General features: G+C 70.6%; 22 protein-coding genes. 8 read left to right on the top strand and 14 right to left on the bottom strand.

Annotated features, from left to right (window positions below; translation table 11 throughout):
• Positions 1–54: 54 nt before the first annotated feature.
• From KDL01_RS18590 to KDL01_RS18575, 4 genes are all read right to left on the bottom strand, one after another.
• Complete coding sequence (locus tag KDL01_RS18590; RefSeq protein WP_212529783.1) at positions 55–468, bottom strand: acyl-CoA thioesterase; 414 nt, start codon at positions 466–468, stop codon at positions 55–57.
• Entirely contained in the window at positions 465–1,115 is a 651-nt protein-coding gene (locus KDL01_RS18585) for a DUF1707 SHOCT-like domain-containing protein (protein ID WP_212529782.1), read from the bottom strand. Before KDL01_RS18585 ends, KDL01_RS18590 begins: the two co-directional genes overlap by 4 nt.
• Positions 1,116–1,188: 73 nt before the next feature.
• Positions 1,189–1,887 (bottom strand): FadR/GntR family transcriptional regulator, encoded by a 699-nt coding sequence (locus KDL01_RS18580; protein WP_212529781.1) that lies wholly within the window; start codon positions 1,885–1,887, stop codon positions 1,189–1,191.
• Between the two features lie 60 nt (positions 1,888–1,947).
• A complete protein-coding gene (locus tag KDL01_RS18575) occupies positions 1,948–3,255 on the bottom strand; it encodes a CynX/NimT family MFS transporter (RefSeq protein WP_212529780.1) in 1,308 nt (435 codons plus the stop codon).
• Positions 3,256–3,430: 175 nt separating this feature from the next.
• Between KDL01_RS18575 and KDL01_RS18570 the strand changes: the two genes are divergently transcribed.
• From KDL01_RS18570 to KDL01_RS18560, 3 genes are all read left to right on the top strand, one after another.
• Positions 3,431–5,104 carry a fumarate hydratase gene (locus KDL01_RS18570; protein ID WP_212529779.1) on the top strand — a complete coding sequence of 558 codons (1,674 nt, stop codon included), beginning with the start codon at positions 3,431–3,433 and terminating at the stop codon, positions 5,102–5,104.
• Between the two features lie 116 nt (positions 5,105–5,220).
• On the top strand, positions 5,221–5,547 hold the full coding sequence (locus KDL01_RS18565) for a hypothetical protein (protein WP_212529778.1): 327 nt from the start codon (positions 5,221–5,223) through the stop codon (positions 5,545–5,547).
• Complete coding sequence (locus KDL01_RS18560; protein ID WP_212529777.1) at positions 5,544–6,638, top strand: WXG100 family type VII secretion target; 1,095 nt, start codon at positions 5,544–5,546, stop codon at positions 6,636–6,638. The genes KDL01_RS18565 and KDL01_RS18560 overlap by 4 nt, the downstream gene beginning before the upstream one ends.
• A 12-nt stretch (positions 6,639–6,650) precedes the next feature.
• Here the strand turns inward: KDL01_RS18560 and KDL01_RS18555 are convergent, their stop codons facing one another.
• From KDL01_RS18555 to KDL01_RS18530, 6 genes are all read right to left on the bottom strand, one after another.
• A complete protein-coding gene (locus KDL01_RS18555; RefSeq protein WP_212529776.1) occupies positions 6,651–7,706 on the bottom strand; it encodes a WD40 repeat domain-containing protein in 1,056 nt (351 codons plus the stop codon).
• A gap of 22 nt (positions 7,707–7,728) precedes the next feature.
• Entirely contained in the window at positions 7,729–8,385 is a 657-nt protein-coding gene (locus KDL01_RS18550) for a hypothetical protein (protein ID WP_212529775.1), read from the bottom strand.
• Complete coding sequence (locus KDL01_RS18545; RefSeq protein WP_212529774.1) at positions 8,382–9,203, bottom strand: ATP-binding cassette domain-containing protein; 822 nt, start codon at positions 9,201–9,203, stop codon at positions 8,382–8,384. Before KDL01_RS18545 ends, KDL01_RS18550 begins: the two co-directional genes overlap by 4 nt.
• A 169-nt stretch (positions 9,204–9,372) precedes the next feature.
• Entirely contained in the window at positions 9,373–10,689 is a 1,317-nt protein-coding gene (phoH2, locus tag KDL01_RS18540) for an RNA 5'-3' helicase PhoH2 (RefSeq protein ID WP_212529773.1), read from the bottom strand.
• A gap of 123 nt (positions 10,690–10,812) precedes the next feature.
• Positions 10,813–11,574: an isoprenyl transferase gene (locus tag KDL01_RS18535; protein WP_212529772.1), complete on the bottom strand. Its 762-nt coding sequence runs from the start codon at positions 11,572–11,574 to the stop codon at positions 10,813–10,815.
• 206 nt (positions 11,575–11,780) lie between these two features.
• Complete coding sequence (locus KDL01_RS18530) at positions 11,781–13,586, bottom strand: phosphoenolpyruvate carboxykinase (GTP) (protein ID WP_212529771.1); 1,806 nt, start codon at positions 13,584–13,586, stop codon at positions 11,781–11,783.
• Positions 13,587–13,832: 246 nt separating this feature from the next.
• Between KDL01_RS18530 and trhA the strand changes: the two genes are divergently transcribed.
• Positions 13,833–14,540, top strand: coding sequence for a PAQR family membrane homeostasis protein TrhA (gene trhA, locus KDL01_RS18525; protein ID WP_438801968.1), 708 nt, complete (start codon positions 13,833–13,835; stop codon positions 14,538–14,540).
• A 45-nt stretch (positions 14,541–14,585) separates the two neighbouring features.
• Here trhA and KDL01_RS18520 read toward each other — a convergent pair whose 3' ends face one another.
• Positions 14,586–16,439, bottom strand: coding sequence for a thioredoxin domain-containing protein (locus KDL01_RS18520; RefSeq protein WP_212529769.1), 1,854 nt, complete (start codon positions 16,437–16,439; stop codon positions 14,586–14,588).
• Positions 16,440–16,727: 288 nt separating this feature from the next.
• On the opposite strand from KDL01_RS18520, the gene KDL01_RS18515 reads away from it, so the two are divergent.
• The 3 genes from KDL01_RS18515 (at position 16,728) to KDL01_RS18505 (ending at position 20,990) form a co-directional block, all read left to right on the top strand.
• On the top strand, positions 16,728–17,816 hold the full coding sequence (locus tag KDL01_RS18515; protein ID WP_212529768.1) for a hypothetical protein: 1,089 nt from the start codon (positions 16,728–16,730) through the stop codon (positions 17,814–17,816).
• Positions 17,817–18,136: 320 nt separating this feature from the next.
• Positions 18,137–20,008 carry a DNA helicase RecQ gene (gene recQ / locus KDL01_RS18510; RefSeq protein WP_212529767.1) on the top strand — a complete coding sequence of 624 codons (1,872 nt, stop codon included), beginning with the start codon at positions 18,137–18,139 and terminating at the stop codon, positions 20,006–20,008.
• A gap of 322 nt (positions 20,009–20,330) precedes the next feature.
• Positions 20,331–20,990 (top strand): GNAT family N-acetyltransferase, encoded by a 660-nt coding sequence (locus KDL01_RS18505; protein WP_212529766.1) that lies wholly within the window; start codon positions 20,331–20,333, stop codon positions 20,988–20,990.
• Between the two features lie 4 nt (positions 20,991–20,994).
• On the opposite strand, the gene KDL01_RS18500 is transcribed toward KDL01_RS18505, so the two are convergent.
• Entirely contained in the window at positions 20,995–21,609 is a 615-nt protein-coding gene (locus tag KDL01_RS18500) for a TetR/AcrR family transcriptional regulator (protein ID WP_246576625.1), read from the bottom strand.
• A gap of 220 nt (positions 21,610–21,829) precedes the next feature.
• Between KDL01_RS18500 and KDL01_RS18495 the strand changes: the two genes are divergently transcribed.
• Positions 21,830–22,423 carry a TIGR03086 family metal-binding protein gene (locus tag KDL01_RS18495; RefSeq protein ID WP_212529764.1) on the top strand — a complete coding sequence of 198 codons (594 nt, stop codon included), beginning with the start codon at positions 21,830–21,832 and terminating at the stop codon, positions 22,421–22,423.
• Between the two features lie 130 nt (positions 22,424–22,553).
• Here the strand turns inward: KDL01_RS18495 and KDL01_RS18490 are convergent, their stop codons facing one another.
• The gene (locus tag KDL01_RS18490; RefSeq protein WP_246576627.1) at positions 22,554–22,898 is read right to left on the bottom strand and encodes an arsenate reductase ArsC; all 345 of its coding nucleotides are present in this window, start codon (positions 22,896–22,898) and stop codon (positions 22,554–22,556) included.
• A 56-nt stretch (positions 22,899–22,954) separates the two neighbouring features.
• A complete protein-coding gene (locus KDL01_RS18485; protein ID WP_368861600.1) occupies positions 22,955–23,785 on the bottom strand; it encodes an aquaporin in 831 nt (276 codons plus the stop codon).
• Between the last annotated feature and the right edge of the window lie 5 nt (positions 23,786–23,790).

Raw genomic sequence — 23,790 nt, 5'->3', positions numbered from 1 at the left:
GTCTGACCATGCGTCAGGTCGCGCGTTGGATCACGCGTCAGGTCACGCGTCAGGTCACGCGTCGACCGGCAGGAACGCGTCCGACCAGGGCGCCGGGCGCAGGCTGCCCGGGCTGACCTTCACGATGGCGCGGATGCCGCGGGCGTGCAGCACCTCGGGCCCGTCCGGGCCCTCGGGGTAGGACAGGCAGCGGAAGCCGAAGACCGCGCTCGTCCGGCCGCGCCGCTGCAGGTTCACCTCGACCACCAGTTCGCCGCGCTCCCGGGTGAACGGCCGGACGAACTCGATGTCGTACTGCTTGACCACGACCAGGCCGTCGGACGGGTCCAGGTCGGTCAGCGTGTGGAACCACACGGTCATCGCCCGCTCCACGTGGATCGCGTAGCGGGCGTTGTGCAGCACACCCACCATGTCGAGTTCGTCGAACCAGACGGTCGAGCGGTGGACGTACAGCGGGGTGTCACTCATCGCTTCTTGAGCCATTTCTTGCGGGGGCGCTTGGCCTCCACGCTACCGAACACGCTGAACCCGCGGACGTGCACGATCGGGGTCTCGGCGGTGTACGCCCCGTTCTCCAGCTTGAAGTCCCGGTCGCCGAGGATCGCGGTGCCCTCGTCGATCACCATCACGCCCTCGGGCACCCGCAGCATCACCTGGCCGAAGAAGCTGTGCGCGGTGATGGTCAGCTCGCGCTGCTCCAGCACGGCCTCGGTCAGGTCGAGCTCGACCGTGCCGAAGATCGCCCTGGCCTCCATGCCGTCGCGCACCAGCCAGCGCCCGCGCCGGCGCTGCTCGCCGAAGACGGCCACCACCGAGTCGGTCGCGGGGGTGGCGGCCAGCGGCACGTCGCCGCGCACGCCCGGGCCGGTGGCGGCGGACGGCGGGCTGAAGGCCACCGGCAGGTCGGCCAGCAGGGGCCGGAGCTCACCGAGGGTCTTGGCGGCGTACGCGGTCTCGGTGCGCTCGGCGTGCTCGTCGGCGCTGAGCCTGCCTTCGGCGAACGCCTGCCCGAGCAGCTTCGCGACGTGGTCGCGGTCGGCGTCGGAGGCGCGCAGGGAGAGCCTGCGGTCATCGGAGGGCGCGGGCTCGGTGCCGAAGGACAATGGCGGCGTCACTCCGTCAAGATAACCGATCGCGCACTTCGCGGTCGGGGGCGGTCAGGCCGCGGGCGGCCGCCGGGTCACCGCGTCACTCCACCGGAGTCTCGACGTTGTGCAGCGCCTCGAGCGCGGCCCGCTCGGTGTCGCCGGCCTCGATGGCCTCGAGCAGGGCGCGGTGGCCGCGCACGAGGTAGGGCTCGTGGTCGGTGGCCGAGCTGATGGCGGTCAGCACGGTGGAGAGCTGCTCGGCCATCTCGAGGTACATCTCGGTCAGCATCGGGTTGTGCGACGCGGCCACGACGGCCTGGTGGAACCGGACGTCCGCCTCGACCCAGGGCGTGCCCCAGACCGGGTCCCAGCGTCCGAGCGCGCGGCCGGTGTCGGCGGCCAGGTCGCGTTCGGCGAGGGCGTCGGCCATCGCGCGCAGGTCCTCGTCGGTGCGGCGGGACGCGGCCAGCCGGGCCGCCTCGACCTCGAGGGCGCGACGCACCTCCTGCACGTGCGTGTTGCGGTAGCTGCCCATCTGCCGGCGCAGCGCGCCCGCGAGCTCGCTGCGGGACTTCACGTACGTGCCGTCGCCCTGGCGCACCTCGAGCAGGCCCACGTGGGCCAGGGCCTTGATGGCCTCGCGGACGGTGCCGCGGCCCACCTGCAGCCGCTCGATCAGCTCGGACTCGGCCGGGATGCGCTCACCCACCGGCCAGGCCCCTGAGGTGATCTGTTCGCGCAGGGTGGCGATCACCTCGTCGCCCAACGATCCGCGGCGCAGACCCGCCAGCTCGGTCATATCCGCGCACCCACTCTCTCGGCTCGAGTCCTCACACACCTTGCGACGACGGGCACTGTCTCATGAATCTCCGGGCTCGGACACGGTGCCCCGGCGGGGCGAGGCCACGTAGAACCCGACCAGACCCTGGAACACGGTGACGACTACGACGATCAGCAGCGGGAGGGTCCAGGACCCGGTGGCGTCGTGCAGCATGCCGAAGGTGAGCGGCACGATCGCGGCCAGCAGGTAGCCGATCGACTGGCTGAAGGTGGACAGCGCCGCGGTGCCGTGCGGGGTCCCGCCGCGCGCCGGGAAGAGCGCGAGCACCAGCGGGAAGGTGGCCATGCCGAAGGCGAAGAAGACCACCCACAGCCAGGTCAGCGAGCTGGGCGCGATGATCAGGCCGACGAAGCCGACCAGCGAGGCCGCGGTCAGGCCCAGCAGCATCGGCCGCTGGTCGCGCATCCGGGAGCCGAGGTGCGGCACCAGGTAGGAGATCGGGATGTTGAGGAAGAAGATGATCGAGAGCACCGCGCCGGCGGCGGTGTGCGACATCCCCGCGCTGCCGAGGATGGACGGCAGCCAGCCCATGATCACGTAGGCGCCCACGGACTGCAGGCCGAAGAGCGCGGCCAGCGCCCAGGCCAGCGGCTGGCGGGCGACGTGGCGCAGCGGCAGGTGCGCCTGCGGGGTCGCCGGGGCTGTCCCGGTGGCTCCGATCAGGTGGGCGTTGGAGGAGTGCGCGGCCCGCTGCGGGCGCGCGGCGAACCAGCCGGCCAGCGCGATCAGCGCCGGGATGACCCAGACGGCGAGTCCGGCGTCCACGCTGTGGAACGCGGAGGCCACCGGCACGGAGGCGAGCGCGGCCACGGCCGAGCCGCCCGCGAGCACCATCGCGTACAGGCCGGTGACCTGCCCGACCCGGTCCGGGAAGTACTGGCGCACCACGACCGGAAGCAGCACGTTCGCGAGCGCGATGCCGAGCCCGGCCAGCACCGAGCCGGCCACCAGCGCGGGGGTGTCGTGCAGGCTGTGCACGATCTGACCGACGGTCAGCGCGCCGAGCGCGGCGGCGATGACGGTCCCCGCGGTGTACTTGCGGGCCAGCCAGGAGCCGGAGATACCGCCGACGGCGAAGGCGAGCGGCCACACCGCGGTCAGGAAGGACTGCACGGCCGAGGACAGATGCAGGCCGGCGCCGAGCTGATCGAGCAGGGCGCCGGTCGCGGAGACGGAAAGCCGCAGGTTGGCGGCGATGAGGATGACTCCGGCGAGGATCAGCCCGGTGCCGGTGGCCCGCCGCGTCGCCGGGTGCTCGAGCGCGGTGGGGACGGGGTCGGGGCCGGAGCCGTCACGGTCCTGGGATGCCTCGATCGTCGTCCTCATGGCGCAATGATAATACGTATGACGTCTCACGTCATACCTGCGGGCGGGCGCACTCCGACCGCGTCCCGCCCCCGCCCGCGCGTGGCCAAGGCCACGTCCGCCGTGTCCCGGAGCGCGCCTCGGCCAGGCTTAGGCTTGGACCACCGGACGTTGAGGTCTATGGAGGCGCGTGGAAATGCCCGAATTCGCTTATTCCGACCTGCTGCCGATCGGCAAGGACGACACCGAGTACCGCCTCGTCACCAGCGAGGGCGTCTCCACCGTCTCCGCCGCCGGACGCACTTTCCTGCAGGTCGAGCCGGAGGCGCTGCGGCTGCTGACGGCCGAGGCGATGCACGACATCGCGCACTTCCTGCGCACCTCGCACCTCAAGCAGCTGGCCTCGATCATGAACGACCCCGAGGCCTCGCCCAACGACCGCTTCGTGGCACTTGACCTGTTGAAGAACGCGAACATCGCGGCCGGCGGCGTGCTGCCGATGTGCCAGGACACCGGCACCGCGATCGTGATGGGCAAGCGCGGGCAGAACGTGCTGACCGACGGGGACGACGAGGCGCACCTGGCCCGCGGCGTGTTCGACGCCTACACCAAGCTGAACCTGCGCTACTCGCAGATGGCGCCGCTGACCACCTGGGACGAGAAGAACACCGGCTCGAACCTGCCCGCGCAGATCGAGCTGTACGCGACCAAGGGCGAGGCGTACAAGTTCCTTTACATGGCCAAGGGCGGCGGCTCGGCCAACAAGTCGTACCTCTACCAGGAGACGAAGGCGATCCTCAACCGCGGCGCGATGCTGCGGTTCCTGGAGGAGAAGATCCGCTCGCTCGGCACCGCCGCGTGCCCGCCGTACCACCTCGCCATCGTCATCGGCGGCACCTCGGCCGAGTTCGCGCTCAAGACCGCGAAGTACGCCTCGGCGCACTACCTCGACGCGCTGCCGACCGAGGGTTCGATGCTGGCGCACGGCTTCCGCGACCACGAGCTCGAGGCCGAGGTCTTCGAGCTCACCCGCCGGCTCGGCATCGGCGCCCAGTTCGGCGGCAAGTACTTCTGCCACGACGTGCGCGTGGTGCGCCTGCCCCGCCACGGTGCCTCGCTGCCGGTGGCCATCGCGGTCTCCTGCTCGGCCGACCGCCAGGCCCTGGCCAAGATCACCGCGGAGGGCGTCTTCCTCGAGCAGCTCGAGACCGACCCGGCCCGGTTCCTGCCGGAGACCACCGACGAGGCTCTGCTCGTGGCCGGCTCCGCCGGCGGCTCTTCCTCCGCGGTCCGCATCGACCTGAACCGCCCGATGTCCGAGGTGCGCTCGGAACTGTCGAAGTACCCGGTCAAGACCCGCCTCGCGCTCACCGGCACCCTGGTGGTCGCCCGCGACATCGCACACGCCAAGCTCAAGGAACTGCTCGACGCGGGCAAGCCGCTGCCGGACTACCTCAAGGACCACCCGGTCTACTACGCCGGCCCCGCCAAGACCCCGGCCGGCTACGCCTCCGGCTCCTTCGGCCCCACCACCGCCGGCCGGATGGACTCCTACGTCGACCAGTTCCAAGCCGCCGGCGGCTCGTTCGTCATGCTGGCCAAGGGAAACCGCTCCAAGCAGGTCACCGACGCCTGCGCCGCCCACGGCGGCTTCTACCTCGGCTCCATCGGCGGCCCGGCCGCCCGCCTGGCCCAGGACTGCATCAAGAAGGTCGAAGTCCTCGACTACGCGGAACTCGGCATGGAGGCCGTCTGGCGGATCGAGGTGGAGGACTTCCCCGCCTTCATCGTGGTCGACGACAAGGGCAACGACTTCTTCACCAACCCCGGCGACGACAAGCCGCTGCTGAAGATCGGGGCCAAGCAGTAGTCGCAGTCCTCGAACACCAGGCCCCGGCGACGGCTGGGGCCTGGTGCCGCGTCCCCGTGGTCTAGAGTCCCGTTGTTCGGATTTCCGCTCTCTCAAACGTGGGTGAGGCTGAGTCTATGGGGGACTCGTTCACCGCCGATCCGTCGGCGATATTCCAGCTTGGATCAGAATTCGAAGACCAGGCGCGCGCCCTGGCGTCGTCCGTCCCGGGGTTCAGCGGCTCGGCCTTCTCGATCGGGGAGGCGTTCGGCCTGCTCGGGGCCTGCGACGGGGCGCTGTCGAAGTACATGGCGATGCTCAAGAACACGGTCAACGGCCTCGAGCAGCTGGCCGAGGTCTGGGACCGGACCGGGCAGCAGCTTCAGCTGACCGCGCGTGCGTACCTTGATGTGGATACGGAGTGTGCGCAGAGTTTCGCCGAGATCGGGGGCGGGGCACAGTGAACATCAACGCCGATGTGGTCAAGGTACTGGAGGCGATGGGGCTGCCGTTGCCCGGCGGCGACGGGGACACGCTGCGGTCCATAGCCCAGGACTGGGACAACCTCGCCGACGCGGTCGGGCGGCAGGTGTCCGAACTCGACTCGGCCGTGCAGATGGTCGGGCCGAGCGAGTGGGCGGGTGACGCGGCCGACGCCTTCCACCGGTGCTGGAATCAGCAGTCTGACTCGGCCCGCAAGGGCGTGCGGAACTTCCACACGGTCGCCACCTCGATGCGCGGCTACGCCAAGAACATCGACTCGATCAACGAGGAGCTCGTCAGCATCTGCGAGCAGATCCTCATCGCGACCGCGGCCGGGGCGCTGCTGACCGTGGTCACGGCCGGCCTGTCCGACCTCGCCTCGGCGATCGCGGATTCGGCCGAGGCGGCCCGGATCGCGGCCCTGATCGCCAGGTTCGCCGATCTCGCCGAGCAGGTGGGCGTGGACATCGACAAGGTGGCCGAGGTGCTCGGCGAGCTCATGGAGGACCTCAAGTCGCTGGCCGAGACGCTCAAACTGGGCGACGTGGCCTCCAACGTGGTCGCGGACACGACCGCGAACGTGGCCTCGCAGGCGCTGTCCGGGCAGAAGGTCACCTGGGGCGCGGACCTGGAGAACGGCGTGCTCGACGGCGTCGGCACGGTCGCCGGCTCCGCCGTGCTCGGCAAGGTCGCGCCCGGCCTGATGACCGCGGCCGACGGCACCTCCACCGCGCTCGGCGACGGAGTAGGCAACTTCGTCGGGGGCGTCTTCCAGTCCGAGGCCGGGGGCCTGCTCGGCGTGCAGGGCGACTCGGCCTACCAGCTGCCGACCTCGGGCTCCGCTCTGGCCACGGACGGGGAGAACCTCGAGGGCGCGCTGTTCGACGGGCTCGGCGGAGCGGCTGCGCACGGCGCGAAGTTTCCGACGACCACGAGCAGCGGCGTGTTCACCGTGACCGACACCCTCGGCAGCCTGACGACCTCGGCCGAGACTTCGGGCACCTCGCTCAAGCAGACGCTGGGCGCGCTCGACGGCCAGGACGGCGCGGTGCCGGTCAACGCAGGGAACTGAGGACCAGGGCTGCTACGCCCCCGGCGCCTGCGCCGCCGTCGCGTACACGCGCACCTGGGCGAAGGTGCGGCAGGTCGCCATCAGCCGTCCGTCGGCACTGAAGGCCACGTTGCCCACCGCGCAGTTCTTCACGTACGGCACCTTGACCGACGCCAGCAGCTCGCCGGTGGCCGGGTCCCACATGCAGACCCGGTCACCGCAGGCAGCGCCGAGCACGCCGTGCGGGCTGAACGCGAGCGCGAACGCCGAGTACGACGGCACGCGCAGCGATCCGATCGGCTGCCAGCTGCGGGTGTCCCACAGCCGCAGCTCGTCCTTGCGCAGCCCGGCCGCGAACACGGCGCCGTCGGGGCTGAAGGCGAGGCTGCGGGCCAGGAAATCGCCATCGCCGAGGGCGTGCACGACCCGCCCGCCGACCGGCTCGACCAGCGCGATCCGGTGCGTGCCCTTGCGTTCCCGCCCGCCCAGGGCGACCGCGAGCGCCGAGCCGTCCGCGTGGAATGCCAGGGCATTGACGCCGCCCTCGGGCAACGCCACAGGGCACTGCAGGGCCGGGCGCGAGCCGAGGTCGAACAGCCGCACGGAGTGTTCGTCCGCGACGGCCAGGATGGGCGCGGTCGGACTGAACGCGATCCGGACGACGGGACCGGGGAAGCCGCCGAGCACCTCGACCGTCTCGCCGGTGGCCGCGAGCCAGAGCCGGACCGTCCCGTCGCGCCCGCCGCTGGCCAGCAACCGCCCGTCGGGACTGAAGGCCACGCACTGCACCGTGCCGACCAACTTGGTCGGGCGGTGCCCGGCGAGCTGAGCCAGCAGCCTGGGTTCGCGCGGCTCCCACAGGTCCACGGTCGGGCTCTCGCCGCCGAGCGCGAGCAGCCGGCTGTCCGGGCTGAACGCCAGGGTCGCGGCGCGGGCCGGGCGGCCGAAGAGACCCGAGCCGGACTTGAGTTCGGTCCGGAACGTGGTCGGCAGGGCATCGGCGCGGGCGTTGCCGGCTGTGCCGCGGGCGTCCCCGGGTCGGGCGTCTTCAGGCTGGGCAGCTGCCGGTCGGACGTCTTCGGCGTGCATGGATGGATCCTGTCTTTTCGTGCTACGGAACGTGCCGGGTGGCCGCGTGGGCGGCGCCGGCCCAGGCCACCGCCGTGATCACCAGGGCGAACGGCGGTGCCCAGTAGGGGAAGTGCAGCGCGCCGCCGTTGGAGACCGCCGTCAGGGACCTGATGGCGGCGTCGGCCGGGCTGAACCTGGCTATCAGCAAGCCGAGCGAGAGCAGCCCGACCAGCAGCACGCCCCACCCCGTCGGCCGCACCAGCGGCGGTGCGGCCACCGCGCCCGCGGCCGTGCCGAGCAGCACGCACAGCAGCTCGGTGACCAGCCCGGCCGCGGTCGTCGAGCCGCCGCCGTGCGAACCCGCGGTCAGCGCCACCACCGCGCCGAGCACCGCGCACAGCAGGGCGTAGCAGGTCGCGGCGGTGAGCGCGGCGAGCCGGGCGCGCACCGGGCCGACCAGCGTGGCGACCATGGCGGCCGACTCCGCGGGCTCGGTGGTGAGCATGGATCTGGTCATCCAGGCCGCGACCGGGAGCAGGAACGCCGCGCTGTAGGCGAAGGCGTCCGCCGCGGTGTCCCCGCCGGTCGAGTCGATGGCCAGCACGATGCCGTAGAGCAGCGCCGGCGCGAGCCAGCGCTGCGAACCGGCGAACAAGGTGGCGTAATAGCGCACCACCGCGAAAGTCCGGGTGTTCACTCCCCGCCCCCTTCCACCATCCGCACGGTTCTGACGTGCGTCTTCGGGTACTGCGTCAGAAGTTCGCGCAGCAGCCGGTCCGAGTGCTGGGCGTCTATGCTCACCCGGGTCCCGCCGTCGGCGAGCGCGCGCACCCGGCCGGGCAGCGGCCACGGTTCCGGGGCGCCCTCGAGATCGATCAGGGCCGTGGGCACGGCGAAGTCGGCCGCCGAGGCCGCGATCAGCACCCCGTCGCGCAGCACGTAGGCGGCCGTGGCGTCCTCGGCCAGGCGCTGCGCGTCGTGGTCGACGTACACGACGATGCCGCCGCCGTCGCGTACCGTGCGGGCGACCTCGTCGAGTTCCCGTTGCCCCGCCGCGTCCAGACTGGTCCACGCCTCGTCCAGAATCAGCAGCTCGGGCTCGCCGAGCAACGCTTGGACGATCGCCACCTTCTGCGCCGTGCCGCGGGACAGGTCACCGATCCGGTGCTTGCGGTACCCCGACGCCTCGAAGCGCTCGAGCCCCGCCGTCAGCCGCGACTCGGCCTCGGCCGGGCTCAGCCCCTGGATCCGGCCGAGCTGCAGCAGATAGTCCTGCACCTTGAACGGCACCGCGGGCAGCTGCCCCGGCACGTACGCTGCCCGCGCGGGCCGTTCCAGCACGCTGCCGCGGCCGGGTCGATGCACCCCGGCCGCGATCCGCATCAGCGTGGACTTGCCACTTCCGTTGTAACCGCCGATCCGCGTGAGCGAACCGGGGCCGAGTTCCAGGTGCACGCGGTCGAGCACCCAGGGCGCACGCAGGCTGTAGCGGTACCCCACACCGTTGAGCAGCATGCGCACACCCTACCGATGCGCGCAGTCCCGAACCACGCTCTTGACCACGGCTTGACGTGATATAGGCCGCGGCTTGCTCGGCTGGAAGTCTTGGGGACGAAAACCGTGTCCCCAAGAGCCTCGCCGCGCCACGGACATACAGGCCGCGGCTTACATCACCACGTTCTGGTCAGACCGAGAGATCCTCCAGCATCTCCGTGACCAGGGCCGCGATCGGGGACCGCTCGGAGCGGGTCAGCGTCACGTGTGCGAACAGGGGATGTCCCTTGAGCTTCTCCACCACCGAGACCACGCCGTCGTGCCGGCCCACCCGCAGGTTGTCGCGCTGGGCGACGTCGTGGGTGAGTACCACGCGCGAGCCGCTGCCGATCCGGGAGAGCACCGTCAGCAGGACGTTGCGTTCCAGCGACTGCGCCTCGTCCACGATCACGAAGGAGTCGTGCAGGGACCGGCCGCGGATGTGGGTGAGCGGGAGCACCTCGAGCATGCCGCGGTCCACCACCTCGTCGATGACCTCTGACGTGGTCAGCGCGGAGAGCGTGTCGAACACGGCCTGCCCCCAGGGCGACATCTTCTCGCCCTCGGTGCCCGGCAGATAGCCCAGGTCCTGGCCGCCCACGGCGTACAAGGGCCGGAATACCACGACCTTGCGATGCTGGCGGCGCTCCATCACGGCCTCGAGGCCCGCGCACAGCGCCAGCGCCGACTTTCCGGTGCCGGCCCGTCCGCCGAGCGAGACGATGCCGATCTCCTGGTCCAGCAGCAGATCCAGCGCGATCCGCTGTTCCGCGCTGCGTCCGTGCAGGCCGAAGGCCTCGCGGTCCCCGCGCACCAGGCGCACCTGCTTGTCCGGCGTGATCCGGCCGAGCGCCTTGCCGCGCTCCGAGACCAGCACGAGACCGGTGTGGCACGGCAGTTCGGCCGCCTGCGGCAGCTCGATCCGGCCGTGCTCGAACAGGGCGTCCACCTGGTTTCCGCCGATTTCGAGCTCTGTCATCCCGGTGTATCCGGTGGTGATCGCCAGCTCCGCGCGGTACTCCTCCGCGGGCAGCCCCACCGCCGCCGCCTTCACCCGCAGCGGCAGGTCCTTGGACACCAGCACCACGTCGGCGCCCTCGGCGGCCAGGGCCTTGGCCACGGCCAGGATCCTGACATCGTTGTCAGGATTCTGCGAACCAGGGCGGAATCCCGGCGGTAGTACGGAGGTGTCGGAGTGGTTGAGCTCGACTCGCAGCGTGCCGCCGGACTCCCCGATCGGCAGCGGCTGGTCCAGGCGTCCGTGCGTTACCCGCAGCTCATCCAGGAAGCGCAACGAGGCGCGGGCGAAATAACCGAGTTCCGGATGGTGACGCTTGCCCTCCAGTTCGCTCACCACGACCAGCGGGATGACGACCTCGTGCTCCTCGAAACGGGTCACCGCGGTGGGGTCGGCCAGCAGAACGCTGGTGTCCAGGACATAAGTGCGCCGTTCGGTTGCTGTGGCCACTAGTGCTCCGGCTCTGTTCGGCGGCCTCTGTACGGCCCGCCCTTACTGCCGGTTTACCCCATCTGGGGGAGCAGGAAACGACAGCGCAAGGTTATAAGGGCCTTACGCGCCGTGATAAGGACCTTACGCGCCGTAGCGGCGTTGCCGCTGCGCGTAATCCCGCATCGCCCGCAGAAAATCGATCTTCCGGAACGCGGGCCAGTAGGCTTCGCAGAAGTAGAACTCCGAGTGCGCGGACTGCCACAGCAGGAAGCCGGAAAGGCGCTGCTCCCCCGAGGTCCGGATCACCAGGTCCGGGTCGGGCTGGCCGCGGGTGTAGAGATGCTCGGTGATGTGTTCGACGTCGATGACCTGTGCCAGGTCCTCGATCGTGGTGCCGCGCTCGGCGTGCTCGGACAACAGCGAGCGCACGGCGTCGGCGATCTCCTGGCGGCCGCCGTAACAGATGGCCGCGTTCACCACCAGGCCCGGGTTGTCCGCGGTGTCGGCGGCGATCTCCTTGAGGGTGCGGCTGAAGTCGCCCGGCATCAGGTCGAGCGCCCCGACCGGCCGGATCCGCCAACGTCCGGTCTCGGCCAGCGAGCGCACCGAGCCCTCGATGATCCGCAGCAGGTCCTCGAGCTCCGCGGCCGGGCGGTTGAAGTTGTCCGTGGAGAAGAGCCAGAGCGTGACCAGTTCGACGCCGGCCTCCTCGCACCACTCGAGCAGGTCGTGGATCTTGTCCGCGCCGCGCTGGTGTCCGGTGGCGATGTGCTCGCCCACGGCTTTCGCCCAGCGGCGGTTGCCGTCCATGATGACGCCGATGTGGCGCGGGCAACGGCCCGGATCGATGCGGGCGGCCAAGCGGCGCTCGTAGGCGCCGTAGGCGAGATCGCGCATTCCCATCGTCCGAAGCACTGCCTCTCGCTGCCGATTGCGACTGAACTTTCCGGCCCCGCGCTCAAACCCTATCCCGCGGACAGCCGCCTCGGGTCCCGCGGGACCCGAGGCGGCTGTGAGGATGTAGTGAAGATCTGCTCGCGGATGGCGCGGGGCCGACGCGTGGCAGGTGAGCGGCCCGACAGCCCGGCCGCTCGGCCCGCCGCTTTCCCTCAGCCCAGCCGCTGGACCAGCTCCCGGTGCTCCTGCCACAGCGCCTCGGGCAGGTGCGCGCCGAAGCGCTCGAAGTGCGCCGGGATCAGCGCGGCCTCGCGCCGCCAGGTCTGCGCGTCCACCCCGAGCAGCTCGGCCAGGTGCGCCGCGTCCAGCTCGAGCCCGTCCAGGTCCAGGTCACCGGCCTGCGGCACCACGCCGATCGCGGTCTCCACCCCGCCGGCCGCGCCGTCGAGCCGGTCCACGATCCACTTGAGCACCCGGCTGTTCTCACCGAAGCCCGGCCACAGGAACGACCCGTCCGCGCCCTTGCGGAACCAGTTGACGTAGTAGATCTTCGGCAGCTTCTCCGGCTCGGCCTTCTCGCCCACGGAGAGCCAGTGCGCGAAGTAGTCGCCCATGTTGTAGCCGCAGAACGGCAGCATCGCGAAGGGGTCATAGCGCAGTTCGCCCACGGTGCCCTCGGCCGCGGCGGTCTTCTCCGAGGCCACGTTCGCGCCCAGGAACACCCCCTGCTGCCAGGACCGCGACTCGGTCACCAGCGGAACCGCGGTGGCCCGGCGTCCGCCGAACAAGATGGCCGAGATCGGCACGCCCTTCGGGTCGTCCCACTCCGCGGCCATGGTCGGGCACTGGCCCGCCGGCACGCAGAAGCGCGCGTTCGGGTGCGCCGCCGGGCTCTGCGACGCCGGGGTCCAGTCCTCGCCGCGCCAGTCGGTCAGGTGCGCCGGCGGCTCGTCGGTCAGGCCCTCCCACCACACGTCGCCGTCGTCGGTCAGCGCGACGTTGGTGTAGATCGCGTTGGCGTCCAGGGTGGCGATCGCGTTGGCGTTGGTCGACTCGCCGGTGCCCGGTGCGACGCCGAAGAAGCCGGCCTCCGGGTTGATCGCGTAGAGCCGGCCGTCCGCGCCGAAGCGCATCCAGGCGATGTCGTCGCCGACCGTCTCGACCTTCCAGCCGGGGATGGTCGGGGTGAGCATCGCAAGGTTCGTCTTCCCGCAGGCCGAGGGGAAGGCCGCGGTGATGTACTTCGCCTCGCCGGCCGGCGGGGTCAGCTTCAGGATCAGCATGTGCTCGGCCAGCCAGCCCTCGTCCCGGGCCATGACCGAGGCGATGCGCAGCGCGTAGCACTTCTTGCCGAGCAGCGCGTTGCCGCCGTAGCCGGAGCCGAAGGACCAGATCTCCCGGTCCTCGGGGAAGTGGGTGATGTACTTCGTCGTGTTGCACGGCCACGGCACGTCGGACTGGCCGAGCTCGAGCGGGGCGCCCACGGTGTGCACGGCCTTGACGAACTCGCCGTCCGTGCCGAGCTCGTCGAGCACCGCCCGGCCCATCCGGGTCATCACGCGCATGGACAGCGCCACGTAGGCGGAGTCGGTGATCTCCACGCCGAGGGCCGCCAGCGGCGAGCCGATCGGGCCCATCGAGAACGGCACGACGTACATCGTGCGCCCGCGCATGGCGCCCTCGAACAGGCCGGCGAGCGTCGCGCGCATCTCGCCCGGGGCGACCCAGTTGTTGGTCGGCCCGGCGTCCTGCTCGCGCTCAGAGCAGATGAAGGTACGGTCCTCGACCCGAGCCACGTCGGAGGGGTCGGAGGCCGCGTAGAAGGAATTGGGCCGCTTGGCCGGGTTGAGCCGCTTGAGCGTGCCGGCCTCGACCAGCTGCTCGGTCAGCCGCGCCCACTCCTCGTCGGAGCCGTCGCACCACACGACGTCCTCCGGCTGGGTGAGACGGGCGATGTCATCGACCCACGCCAGCAGGCCGGCATGGGCGGTCGGCGGGGCAATCACCGCGTACGTCATCGTGCGCACTCCAAAGGTAACGCCGGGGGTCCGCACCTCCCGGGCGCTTATGAGGGTGCTTTGGACTATAACCACGCCGTCTTGAATGGTGGATGGCCACAGTGTTGATCTTGGGAACCTACGTTGGCGTAAGTTACGCTGCTCACAGGCCCTCGGCGGGCGAATACGCAGCGGTTTTGCCCGAGTTCGAGCAGGTATGAGCCCGGGCGCCGTCCATCTCGACGACGACAGGGTGTGACCAATCTCATGACCGAAGGTGACGGCCGTGTGACCGACCTAACGCCGGGCGCGGCTGTGGCGTCCGCCACAGCCGCCTTGCGTCCAAAACTGCGCGGCTGGCTGCACGCGGGTGTTTTCCCCCTGGTGCTGGCCGGCGGAATCGTGCTGATCTGTCTGGCCCCGACCACGGGCACGGCCCTGGCCTGCGCGGTGTTCGCGGTGGCGTCCTGGCTGCTGTTCGGCGTCAGCGGGATCTACCACACCGGGAACTGGAGCCCGAAGTGGAAGGCGGTGTTGCGCAGGTTCGACCACACGAACATCTTCCTGATCATCGCCGGCACCTACACCCCGGTCTCGGTCACCCTGCTCGACCGCAGCGAGGCCCACCTGCTGCTCGCGCTGGCCTGGACCGGAGCGCTGCTGGGCATCGGCTTCCGGATGTTCTGGCTCACCGCGCCGCGCTGGGTCTATGTGCCCTGCTACATCGCGCTGGGCTGGGCCGCGCTGTTCTTCCTGCCCGAGTTCCTGCACACCGGCGGCGTCGCCGTCATGGTGCTGATCATCGTGGGCGGCCTGCTGTACTCGCTCGGCGCGCTGATCTACGGCCTGAAGAAGCCCGACTTCTCCCCCCGCTGGTTCGGCTTCCACGAGCTCTTCCACGCCCTGACCATCGCCGCGTTCAGCTGCCACTACATCGCCGTGGCGATCTCGGTCATGGACGTGCGCCGCCGCTGAGCTGGATATCCGCCGCCACAGGGGCGCGCGCAGCCGAACCGACTCTCAATCCCCCGGGCTGAACGGCCCGGGACACATCGACATCGCCGGCGACTCCGAGAGCAGCGCCTCGGCGACGGCCAGCCCGTACCCCGCGAACCGCGGCGCCTGCTCCGCCAGCGCGCCGGCCGGCGCGAGCGCCAGGTGCGCGTCCTGCAGGTGCGTGGGCGACGCGGCGGCCAGCGCGTACGCCGCGAACCCCGCCGCCGCGGCCGAAGCCCCCGACGGACTCGCGTTGTCGGTCGGGTCGCTCGGCCGGAAATACAGCGGCGGCGCGTCGGCCGCCGTGTCGTGCAGCCCGTCCGCGGACTGGAACTGCTCCCGGACCGTGGTCAGCAGCGTCTCGGCATGCGAAAGCCAGGCGTGGTCCCCGGTCGCGGAATAGAGCAGTGTGAACCCCTCCGCCACGCAGCCGTAGTCCTCGAGCACGCCAGGGTTCGTGGAAGCCCGCCCATCCCGCGACGTACGCACCAGCCGCCCGTCGGCCAGGTGCACCTCCGCGAGCAGACTCCCGCAGCGCACGGCGGCGGCGAGCAGGTCGGGCCGGTCGAGCGCGACCGAGGCCTCGACGAGCGCGCTGATGGCCAGCCCGTTCCACGACGCGACGACCTTGTCGTCCCGATACGGCTGCGACCGCTGCGCCCGGGCCACCCTCAGCCGAGGCGCCACCCGCTCGACGTCGGCCTCCCCCTCCTCGGCCGTCTCCTCGCCGTCGACCTTCTCCTGCGCTTCGTCCCCGATCGCCAGCCGCAGCACCGAAGCCCCGTGCTCGAAGTTCCCCTTGCGGCTCACCCCGTACACGCGCGCGGCCACATCCGCGTCCTCGGCGCCGAGTACCTCGACAAGCTGCTCATACGTCCATACGTAAGTCAGCCCCTCGACCCCGTCCGTGTCCGCGTCCAGGGCGGACGCGAACCCGCCACTGGCCGTCCCCAGCTCCCGGATCAGGAACGCCGCCGTCTCCTCGGCGATCCGCCGGAACAGCGGCTCCGGCGAGACCCGCCACAGCAGCGCGTACGCCCGCAGCAGCAGCGCGTTGTCGTAGAGCATCTTCTCGAAGTGCGGAATTCCCCAGTTTATATCCACTGAATACCGCGAGAACCCGCCCCCGAGCTGGTCGTAGATCCCGCCGCGCGCCATGGCCGCGCACGTGCGCGTGACCATGTCCAGCGCGCCCGTCGACCCCGTGCGCCGGTAGTGCCGCAGCAACTGAAGCAGCGTCATCGACGGCGGGAACTTCGGCGCGGTCCCGAACCCCGCCGCGCGTCCGCCGTGCGCAAGGTCGGGATCGAACTCCTCCTCGAGCCGCGCGACCGCGACCGCGAGCAGCGACGCGTCCGGCGCGTCCCCCGTCACCGGCACCGCGAGCTCCCCCATCCGCGCCGCCACCGTCTCCCCGACCGAGGTCACCTCCCCGCGCCGAGCCGTCCAAGCCCGCGCGACCTCGGCGAGCACCGTGAGGAACCCCGGCACCGACCCCTGCGCCCGCGGCGGGAAGTACGTCCCACAGTAGAAAGGCCGCCCCGCCGTATCCGCGAACACCGTCATCGGCCACCCGCCATGCCCCGTCATGGCCTGCGTCGCCGTCATGTACACCGCGTCCACGTCCGGCCGCTCCTCGCGGTCCACCTTGACGCAGACGAACCCCGCGTTCATCGCCGAAGCCGTCGTCGGATCCTCAAAGCTCTCATGCGCCATCACATGGCACCAGTGGCACGACGAGTACCCGATCGAGATCAACAGCGGCACGTCCCGCCGCCTGGCCTCCGCGAACGCCTCCTCCCCCCACTCGTGCCAATCCACGGGGTTATCAGCGTGTTGAAGCAAGTACGGCGAGGTGGCGGACGCCAGACGGTTCACAACCCCACTCTATCGAGATTGTGAGCCTGCACCAGATACCCAGAGTGGTGGAAATCGCACAGATCGCGCTGATGGGCGGCGTGAGGTGCGCCGCAGCGTAGCGGGGCGTGCGGATGGGTATGGCCGGCGCCGCGCGGCCCACGGCAGAATTCGTTCATTTATATGACGAAGCACTCGAATATGCGGCAAGGAAGACCCTGAGCTCTCACTGGGCGCAGCGGGACGGCGCAGACAGGGCATTGCCGTCCTAGGATCGCGCCAGTCCGAAGAATGCTCGAAGGATCATGCATGATCAGCACTGTCCCGCCACGCCGCGCGCGCCTGCTGCTGGAGTTCCCCGAACTCCTCGACTACGCCCGCGCCGCAGTGCGGCTTCACCCTCGGCCTGGCTCGCCGTCAGCTCGGGTGAGCAACGTCGGCGGCCCGATGCTGTGGCCCGCCGACGAGCCATGGCCGACGTGCGGGCTCGAGCATGAAGTGCAGGTAGAAAGCGTTGTCATGCTCTCCGATGAGGAAGCTGCGGAGCGACACGCAAAGCTCAAGCAGCGCTTAGAGGAGCAGCTCACCCGCTGGGCGGCACACATGCCCGCGAGCCAACTCGTGCCTATGCGCGAAGCACTCGAGTGCCAACTGGCAGCTACCCCCTCCACCGCGCACGAGCTTCGGATGATCACGAGCGGCGGAAGATTCGCGGATCCGGTCGTCTTGGCGCCGGTGGTGCAGTTCTTCCGCCGCGATGCGCCTGAGCTGCCGTTTCCGGAGGGCACCGACCTTCTCCAGATTCTCTGGTGCCCCGGCGACCACCGTGGAGCGCTCGGACCACAACCGATCGCCCGCTGGCGCAGCACCGCGGAACTCGAGCACGCCGAAGCAGCGTTTCCGCCCCTGAACCACGTCGCCTGGGATTTCTGGCAGATCACGCCGTGTGAAGTCCACCCCGAGGCGCTCATGGAGTTCCCGCCGATCTGCAACGCGGGACCGGACAACCGCAGAGCCGAACTGTTCGGCATCCTGCCCCGAGATCTGGAACTGCGGCTTCGGCAGCGCGACGAGTCGGGGACAGACGAGGACGTCGCATACTTTCGCCTCGTCGCGGCGCCCGGCTGGAAGCTCGGCGGATGGGAGATATCCATGCCGGAGCCGGACCACTTGCGCACGTGCTCATGCGGCGCGGCCATGCGTCCGCTGCTCCACGTCGCCGACGGCGAGGGCTTGGACCATTGGCCGCCGAACGGTGAGCCGGATTTTCCTTGGGGGGATCCCTCTCAGTGGCGCGACCAAGAGCCGACCGGCGTCAGCATCGGCCGGAACGGCCTGTACTGGGTCCTCGCGTGTACCGCCGACGCTTCACACCCGCTCGTCACGGGCGTCCATTGAGCGGCTTGAGGTCCGGCGCGAGCGTAGGTGGTTGACTTCCGCCCGGAAGAACATCGGAGTCAGGCCTGCGCACAGGCCCCAGCCGGCGGCGGCGTAGAGCGGGCCGATGGCGGCTAACGCGGCGATGCATGCGACGGTCGCGAGCAGTTTCGCAGCCGTGATCGCCGCGTGGGGCCGAGGGGCGGTGACGGCGCGGTGCTGCTGCGGGGTGGGCGGTGGGGCACGGGGATCTCCTCGGCCTTGAGAGTACCGGCCATGGCCAGTCCGGCCTTGCCTCGTTCGGGGCCCGGCGTTCGGCCGGCCGACGTAGACTTTCGCGGGTGACTGGGTCCAAGACCGATGCAGAGGTGACCGACGCGGCTGACGTGCTCCGCCGGGTGTTCGGGTATGCCACGTTCCGGGGTGCGCAGCAGGAGATCGTCGAGCACGTCATCGGGGGCGGGGACGCGCTCGTGCTGATGCCGACGGGTGGCGGGAAGTCTCTGTGCTACCAGATTCCGGCGCTGGTCCGCGACGGGGTCGGGGTGGTCATCTCGCCGCTGATCGCGTTGATGCAGGACCAGGTGGACGCGCTGACGGCGCTCGGGGTGCGGGCCGGGTTTCTGAACTCGACGCAGGGCTACGACGAACGGGGCCGGGTCGAGGCCGCGTTCGTGGACGGTGAGTTGGACCTGCTCTATCTCGCCCCCGAGCGGTTGCGGTCGGAGTCGACGCTGCAGTTGCTGGACCGGGGGAAGGTCTCGCTGTTCGCGATCGACGAGGCGCACTGTGTCGCGCAGTGGGGGCACGACTTCCGGCCGGACTACCTTGCGCTCTCGATGCTGCATGAGCGCTGGCCGGAGGTGCCGCGGATCGCGCTGACGGCGACGGCCACGGAGGCGACGCATGCGGAGATCGCGGAGCGGTTGAAGCTGGGCGATGCCAAGCACTTCGTGTCGAGCTTCGACCGGCCGAACATCCAGTACCGGATCGTGCCCAAGAACGAGCCGATGCGGCAGCTGCTCGACCTGCTGCGCACCGAGCACGTCGGGGACGCGGGCATCGTCTACTGCCTTTCCCGCGCCTCCACGGAGAAGACCGCGCAGGCCCTGGTGGACAACGGGATCCCGGCGCTGCCCTACCACGCCGGGCTCGACGCACGCGTGCGCGCGACCAACCAGGCTCGCTTCCTGCGGGAAGACGGCCTGGTCATGGTCGCCACGATCGCGTTCGGCATGGGCATCGACAAGCCGGACGTGCGCTTCGTCGCGCATCTCGACCTGCCGAAGTCGGTCGAGGGCTACTACCAGGAGACCGGCCGCGCGGGCCGGGACGGCCTGCCGTCGACGGCGTGGCTGGCCTACGGCCTGCAGGACGTCGTGCAGCAGCGCAAGATGATCGCCGGATCCGAGGGGGACGACGCCTACCGCCGCCAGCTGACCGCGCACCTCGACGCCATGCTGGCGCTGTGCGAGACGGTCGAGTGCCGGCGCGTGCGGCTGCTGGCCTACTTCGGCCAACCGGGCGCTGCCTGCGGGAACTGCGACGCCTGCCTGAACCCGCCGGAGTCGTGGGACGGCACGGTGGCCGCGCAGAAGCTGCTGTCCACGGTGTTCCGGCTGAAGTCCGAGCGGCGGCAGCGGTTCGGCGCCGGTCAGTCGATCGACATCCTGCTCGGCAAGAAGACGCCGAAGGTCACCCAGTTCAACCACGACTCCCTGAGCGTCTTCGGCATCGGCACCGAGCTGAGTGACGGCGAATGGCGCGGCGTGGTGCGTCAACTGCTGGCCCGGGAACTGCTCATGGTGGAGGGCGACTACAGCACCCTGGCCCTGACCGATGCCAGCGCCGCGGTGCTGCGCGGCGAACACCAGGTCATGCTGCGCCGCGAACCCGAGAAGCCGGCGCGCGCCGCCAAGCGCCCCAAGCAGTCCGCGGCCGCAGCCCTCGACGACCTGCCCCAGGACGCCGTGCCGGTGTTCGAGCGGCTGCGCGCGTGGCGCGGCGCCACGGCCAAGGAGCAGGCCGTACCCGCATACGTGGTCTTCCACGACGCGACCCTCCGCCAGATCGCGGCCCAAGCCCCGACCAGCCTTGCCGCACTCGGCACGATCACCGGCATCGGCGAGAGCAAGCTCGCGAAGTACGGCCAGCAGATCCTGGACACGCTCGCAGGCGTGGCACCCGAGACGCTGGACGCCGAAGCGCCGTGAGCTCGCGGCATCCTCACGGCGCCGAGTTGACGCACGTGGCTGCCAGCGAGCCGACCGGAAGGATCTGGACGTCGCTGGTGGTCACCAGCGTCGGCCGACCTGTCCGCGGATCCCAAAGAGCGCTCTGCCCGGCACGGCGAAACGCGCGTCCGAACGCGCGTCCGAGTATTCGTTCGAATGAATACATATGTCCCTCCCTCGCGACGATCTTTGCCAGAAATGGTAGGAGCGACCACCGGCGCCGCGCGGTACGGCGGGATCGGTCGGTGATTGTGACCGTGTCATGATCGAAAATCCGCCCCGAGCTTGCTGGAATGATCAGATGACGAACCTGGAAGACCTGATCCGCCGCTGGCACCTGGGATGGCGGGCCTCGCGCGATCTGCCCGCGGCGGTGGCGAGCGACGACATGCTGTGGATCCACTGCGCGCAGGCCAAACGGGAGTTCGAGGCGCTCGCGCTGCGGGCGGATGAGGATCCTGAGTCGATCGCGCGGATCGCGGCGCGGGTGCTCATCACGAAGGAGCGCACGTGGCTGACGGTGGCGACGAGGAGTCTGGAGGGGACGTTGGCCGCGGTCGAGGCGGCCGGGTTGGAGGTGCTCCACCGGTCCGAGACGCTCATGGGCACCGATCTGACCGGCCAGTCCCGTCGGCCGCTCGACGGTGCGTACACGTGTGACGTGCGGGTCGAGGGCTCTGCGATCCACGTGGAGATCCTCGACGGCTCCGGCGACGTCGCGGCGCGGGGGCAGATCGGGCTTGCCGGGGCGGATGCCGTCGCCGATCGCATAGAGACGATGTCCGAGCACCGGCGACGCGGTCTCGGCGGCGTGGTCATGAGCACGCTCGCGGCCGAGGCGGTTGCCCGTGGGGCGCGCAACGGCCTGCTGATCGCCAGCGCGGACGGGCAGCGGCTGTACTCGACGCTCGGTTGGGATCGGCTCGCCGACGTGGTGATCGCCCAGGCGCCGGGCGCCTGACGGGCTACGCGGCGTTCTTCGGGATCCAGCGTGCGCCGAGTTCGGCGGGGGACGGGGGCGGTCCGGGCAGCGTGGCACGCGCGGTGTCCGGGCGCAGCGCTTCGAGGTGCAGCGCGAGGTAGCGGCGCCTCAGGGTTCGCGTTCGCTCGGGGTCCTCGAGACGGACGGCCGTCAGTTGCTCGAGCAGCATCGCGATGTCGTTGACGTCGAAGTCGGCGCGCACGGCGCCGGCCGCCGCCGCCCGGTCCAGCAGCTGCCCGGCCAGGCGCGTGGCCTCGGTGGCACGGGCGTGCAGCTCGGGGGTGGGAGTGAAGGAGCCTGCGAGGTTCACGGTGAGCGAGTGCACGTCGGCATCGACGACGCCGGCGAGGAAGTCCGCGAAGCCGCGCCAGGGGTCGTCCACCTCCAGCGAGGCCTGCGCGATCTCGATGTAGGTGGCCAGCCCGTTCGCGCACAGCGTCTGGAGCAGCTCCTCCTTGCCGGTGTAGCGGCGATACAGGGCGCTGATGCCGACGCCGGCCTCCTTGGCCACCGCGGAGATCGGAGCCGACGGGTCGGCGACGAAGACCTTCCGCGCGGCGTCGAGGATCGCGGTGTCGTTGCGATTCGCCTGGGCCATGCGGCCGCGGAGGGGACCGGTTCTGGGCGACGGGGTGCCGGCGGGGACGGCTGAAGCGGCTGCGGCGGCGGGTTCGGGCATGGGAGCAGCGTAGCACTTGAACGGAATGGTCTGTTCCGTTAGAGTGGGATTAATCGGAACGGACTGTTCCGATCTGGTCTGGAACGTGGATCTCGCGAGTGATCAGGGCGGACCGAGAAGGACGAAGGTGAGGCTCGACATGGCAGGCACCATCGGTACGTGGACGATCCTGGACGCAGCTCATGCTGCGCTGCGCACAGTGGCTGTGGGGCTGACGGCGGAGGACCTGGAGCAGCCCACACCGTGCGAGCAGTGGAACGTTGCGCAGGTGTTGCAGCACGCGGCCGGAGATCAGCTTGCCTACGTGGCCGCGATCACGGGTGAGGACGGCCCGACGGAGAATCCTTTCGCGCCGTCGGGCACCCTCGACCGCTCCCCCGTCGAGCTCGTCGACGCGGCGGTCTCCGCCTCGGCCGCGGCCTTCGCCACGGTGGCCCGGGACGCCGAGACGGTGCCGTCGCCTCTGCCGCAGGGCGCGCTGGCGCCTTGGCTGGTGGCGGGTTACTGCGCGCTCGACGCGGCGGTTCACGCTTGGGACGTGGCCATGGCGACCGGCCGGCCCTCGCCGCTCACGCCCGAGCTTGCCAAGGAGCTGATGGCTGCGGCGACGGAGCTGACCGAGCCGCTGCGCGGGTGGGGGGCGTACGCCGCCGTGGTGCCGGGCGAAACCGGGGACGACGAGGTGGCGGCGCTTGTCCGGTACCTCGGTCGGCGGCCCGACTGGTCGGCGTGAGGCGGTGTGAGGCGGCGTGACGTGAGGCGGCGTGACGCACAGTGATGTGGCGTCAGGTCTGTTGAGGTAGGTGGTTTTCGGGCTGCTGCCGGATGGGTGGCGGCGGCCCGGGGGTGCGGGATTGCGGGATTTACGGGAGCAGTTCGGCGATGAGGGCGCGGACGCGGCGCTCGATCTCGTCGCGGATGGGACGGACGGCTTCGAGGCCCTGGCCGGCGGGGTCGTCGAGTTGCCAGTCGAGGTAGCGCTTGCCGGGGAAGACCGGGCAGGTGTCGCCGCAGCCCATGGTGATGCAGACGTCGGAGGCGCGGACGGCGTCGACGGTGAGGATCTTGGGGTTCTCGGCGGAGATGTCGATGCCGACTTCCCGCATCGCGGCGACGGCGGCGGGATTGACGTGCTCGGCCGGGGTGGAGCCGGCGGAGCGGACCTCAATGCGGCCGGCGGCCAGGTGGGCGAGGAATCCGGCGGCCATCTGGGACCGGCCGGCGTTGTGGACGCAGACGAAGAGCACACTCGGCTTGGACGTGGTCACGGCTGGCTCCGGGGAGTGGTCGAGGTGCGGGTGGTCGAGGTGCGGGCGGTCGAGGTGTGAGTGGCCGAGGTGCGGGTGGCCGCAGCGCGGGGGTAGAGGGCTGCCACGAGGGCTGCGCCGATCGCCGCGCCGAGGAGTTGGGCGAGGATGAACCCTGCGACGCTGGACGGGGCGATGCCGGCGAAGGTGTCGGTGAACTCGCGGGCGACGGTGACGGCGGGGTTGGCGAAGCTGGTGGAGGAGGTGAACCAGTAGGCGGCGCCGATGTATGCGCCTACCGCGGCGGGGGCGGCGTGGGACTTTCCGGTACGGCCGAGGCTGAAGACGAGCAGGATGAGCCCGGCCGTCGCGACGACCTCGCCGAGCCACAGGGGGACGCCGGAACGGATGTGCGTGGAGATTCCCACCACGCTCAGGCCGAACATCGCGTTGGCGAGGAGTGCTCCGCCGATGCCGCCTGCGAACTGCGCCGCGATGGAGACGCCGGCCTGCCGTGCTGCGCCGGTGGCCGCGACTCGGGCGCCTGTGGCAGCAGGCTGACGGTTCAGGACCAGGTCGGCGATGGTGACCACGGGGTTGAAGTGCGCGCCGGAGACGGGGCCGAGGACCAGGATCAGGACCGCGAGGCCGAGGGCGGTGGCGGTGGAGTTGGCCAGCAGCTCGAGGCCCACGTTTCCGTCGCACAGGCGCTGGGCCATGATTCCGGAGCCGACGACGATCGTCACGAGCAGGCCCGTGCCGAGCGCTTCGGCGAGGGCGCGGCGGGCGAGTGGGACGGTGGGGGCAGGCTCGGGAACGTCGCTCGGGTTCGGGTTGGGGATCGGGATCGGCG

This window comes from Actinospica durhamensis, assembly GCF_018139695.1.
Lineage (GTDB): Bacteria > Actinomycetota > Actinomycetes > Streptomycetales > Catenulisporaceae > Actinospica > Actinospica durhamensis.
This window is presented reverse-complemented; position numbering and strand designations above follow the sequence as displayed.

What these genes read in the sequence shown, in the direction of transcription:
- KDL01_RS18535 (WP_212529772.1), bottom strand. Translation starts at nt 11,574, where the DNA reads ATGGGAATGCGCGATCTCGCCTACGGCGCCTACGAGCGCCGCTTGGCC.
- KDL01_RS18490 (WP_246576627.1), bottom strand. Translation starts at nt 22,898, where the DNA reads ATGGCCGCCGGATTCCTCGCCCACCTGGCCGCCGGCCGCATTGAGGTC.
- KDL01_RS18580 (WP_212529781.1), bottom strand. Translation starts at nt 1,887, where the DNA reads ATGACCGAGCTGGCGGGTCTGCGCCGCGGATCGTTGGGCGACGAGGTG.
- KDL01_RS18570 (WP_212529779.1), top strand. Translation starts at nt 3,431, where the DNA reads ATGCCCGAATTCGCTTATTCCGACCTGCTGCCGATCGGCAAGGACGAC.
- KDL01_RS18545 (WP_212529774.1), bottom strand. Translation starts at nt 9,203, where the DNA reads ATGCTGCTCAACGGTGTGGGGTACCGCTACAGCCTGCGTGCGCCCTGG.
- trhA (WP_438801968.1), top strand. Translation starts at nt 13,833, where the DNA reads ATGACCGAAGGTGACGGCCGTGTGACCGACCTAACGCCGGGCGCGGCT.
- KDL01_RS18495 (WP_212529764.1), top strand. Translation starts at nt 21,830, where the DNA reads ATGGCAGGCACCATCGGTACGTGGACGATCCTGGACGCAGCTCATGCT.
- KDL01_RS18515 (WP_212529768.1), top strand. Translation starts at nt 16,728, where the DNA reads ATGATCAGCACTGTCCCGCCACGCCGCGCGCGCCTGCTGCTGGAGTTC.
- KDL01_RS18575 (WP_212529780.1), bottom strand. Translation starts at nt 3,255, where the DNA reads ATGAGGACGACGATCGAGGCATCCCAGGACCGTGACGGCTCCGGCCCC.
- KDL01_RS18530 (WP_212529771.1), bottom strand. Translation starts at nt 13,586, where the DNA reads ATGACGTACGCGGTGATTGCCCCGCCGACCGCCCATGCCGGCCTGCTG.
- KDL01_RS18505 (WP_212529766.1), top strand. Translation starts at nt 20,331, where the DNA reads ATGACGAACCTGGAAGACCTGATCCGCCGCTGGCACCTGGGATGGCGG.
- KDL01_RS18590 (WP_212529783.1), bottom strand. Translation starts at nt 468, where the DNA reads ATGAGTGACACCCCGCTGTACGTCCACCGCTCGACCGTCTGGTTCGAC.
- KDL01_RS18565 (WP_212529778.1), top strand. Translation starts at nt 5,221, where the DNA reads ATGGGGGACTCGTTCACCGCCGATCCGTCGGCGATATTCCAGCTTGGA.
- KDL01_RS18500 (WP_246576625.1), bottom strand. Translation starts at nt 21,609, where the DNA reads ATGGCCCAGGCGAATCGCAACGACACCGCGATCCTCGACGCCGCGCGG.
- KDL01_RS18555 (WP_212529776.1), bottom strand. Translation starts at nt 7,706, where the DNA reads ATGCACGCCGAAGACGTCCGACCGGCAGCTGCCCAGCCTGAAGACGCC.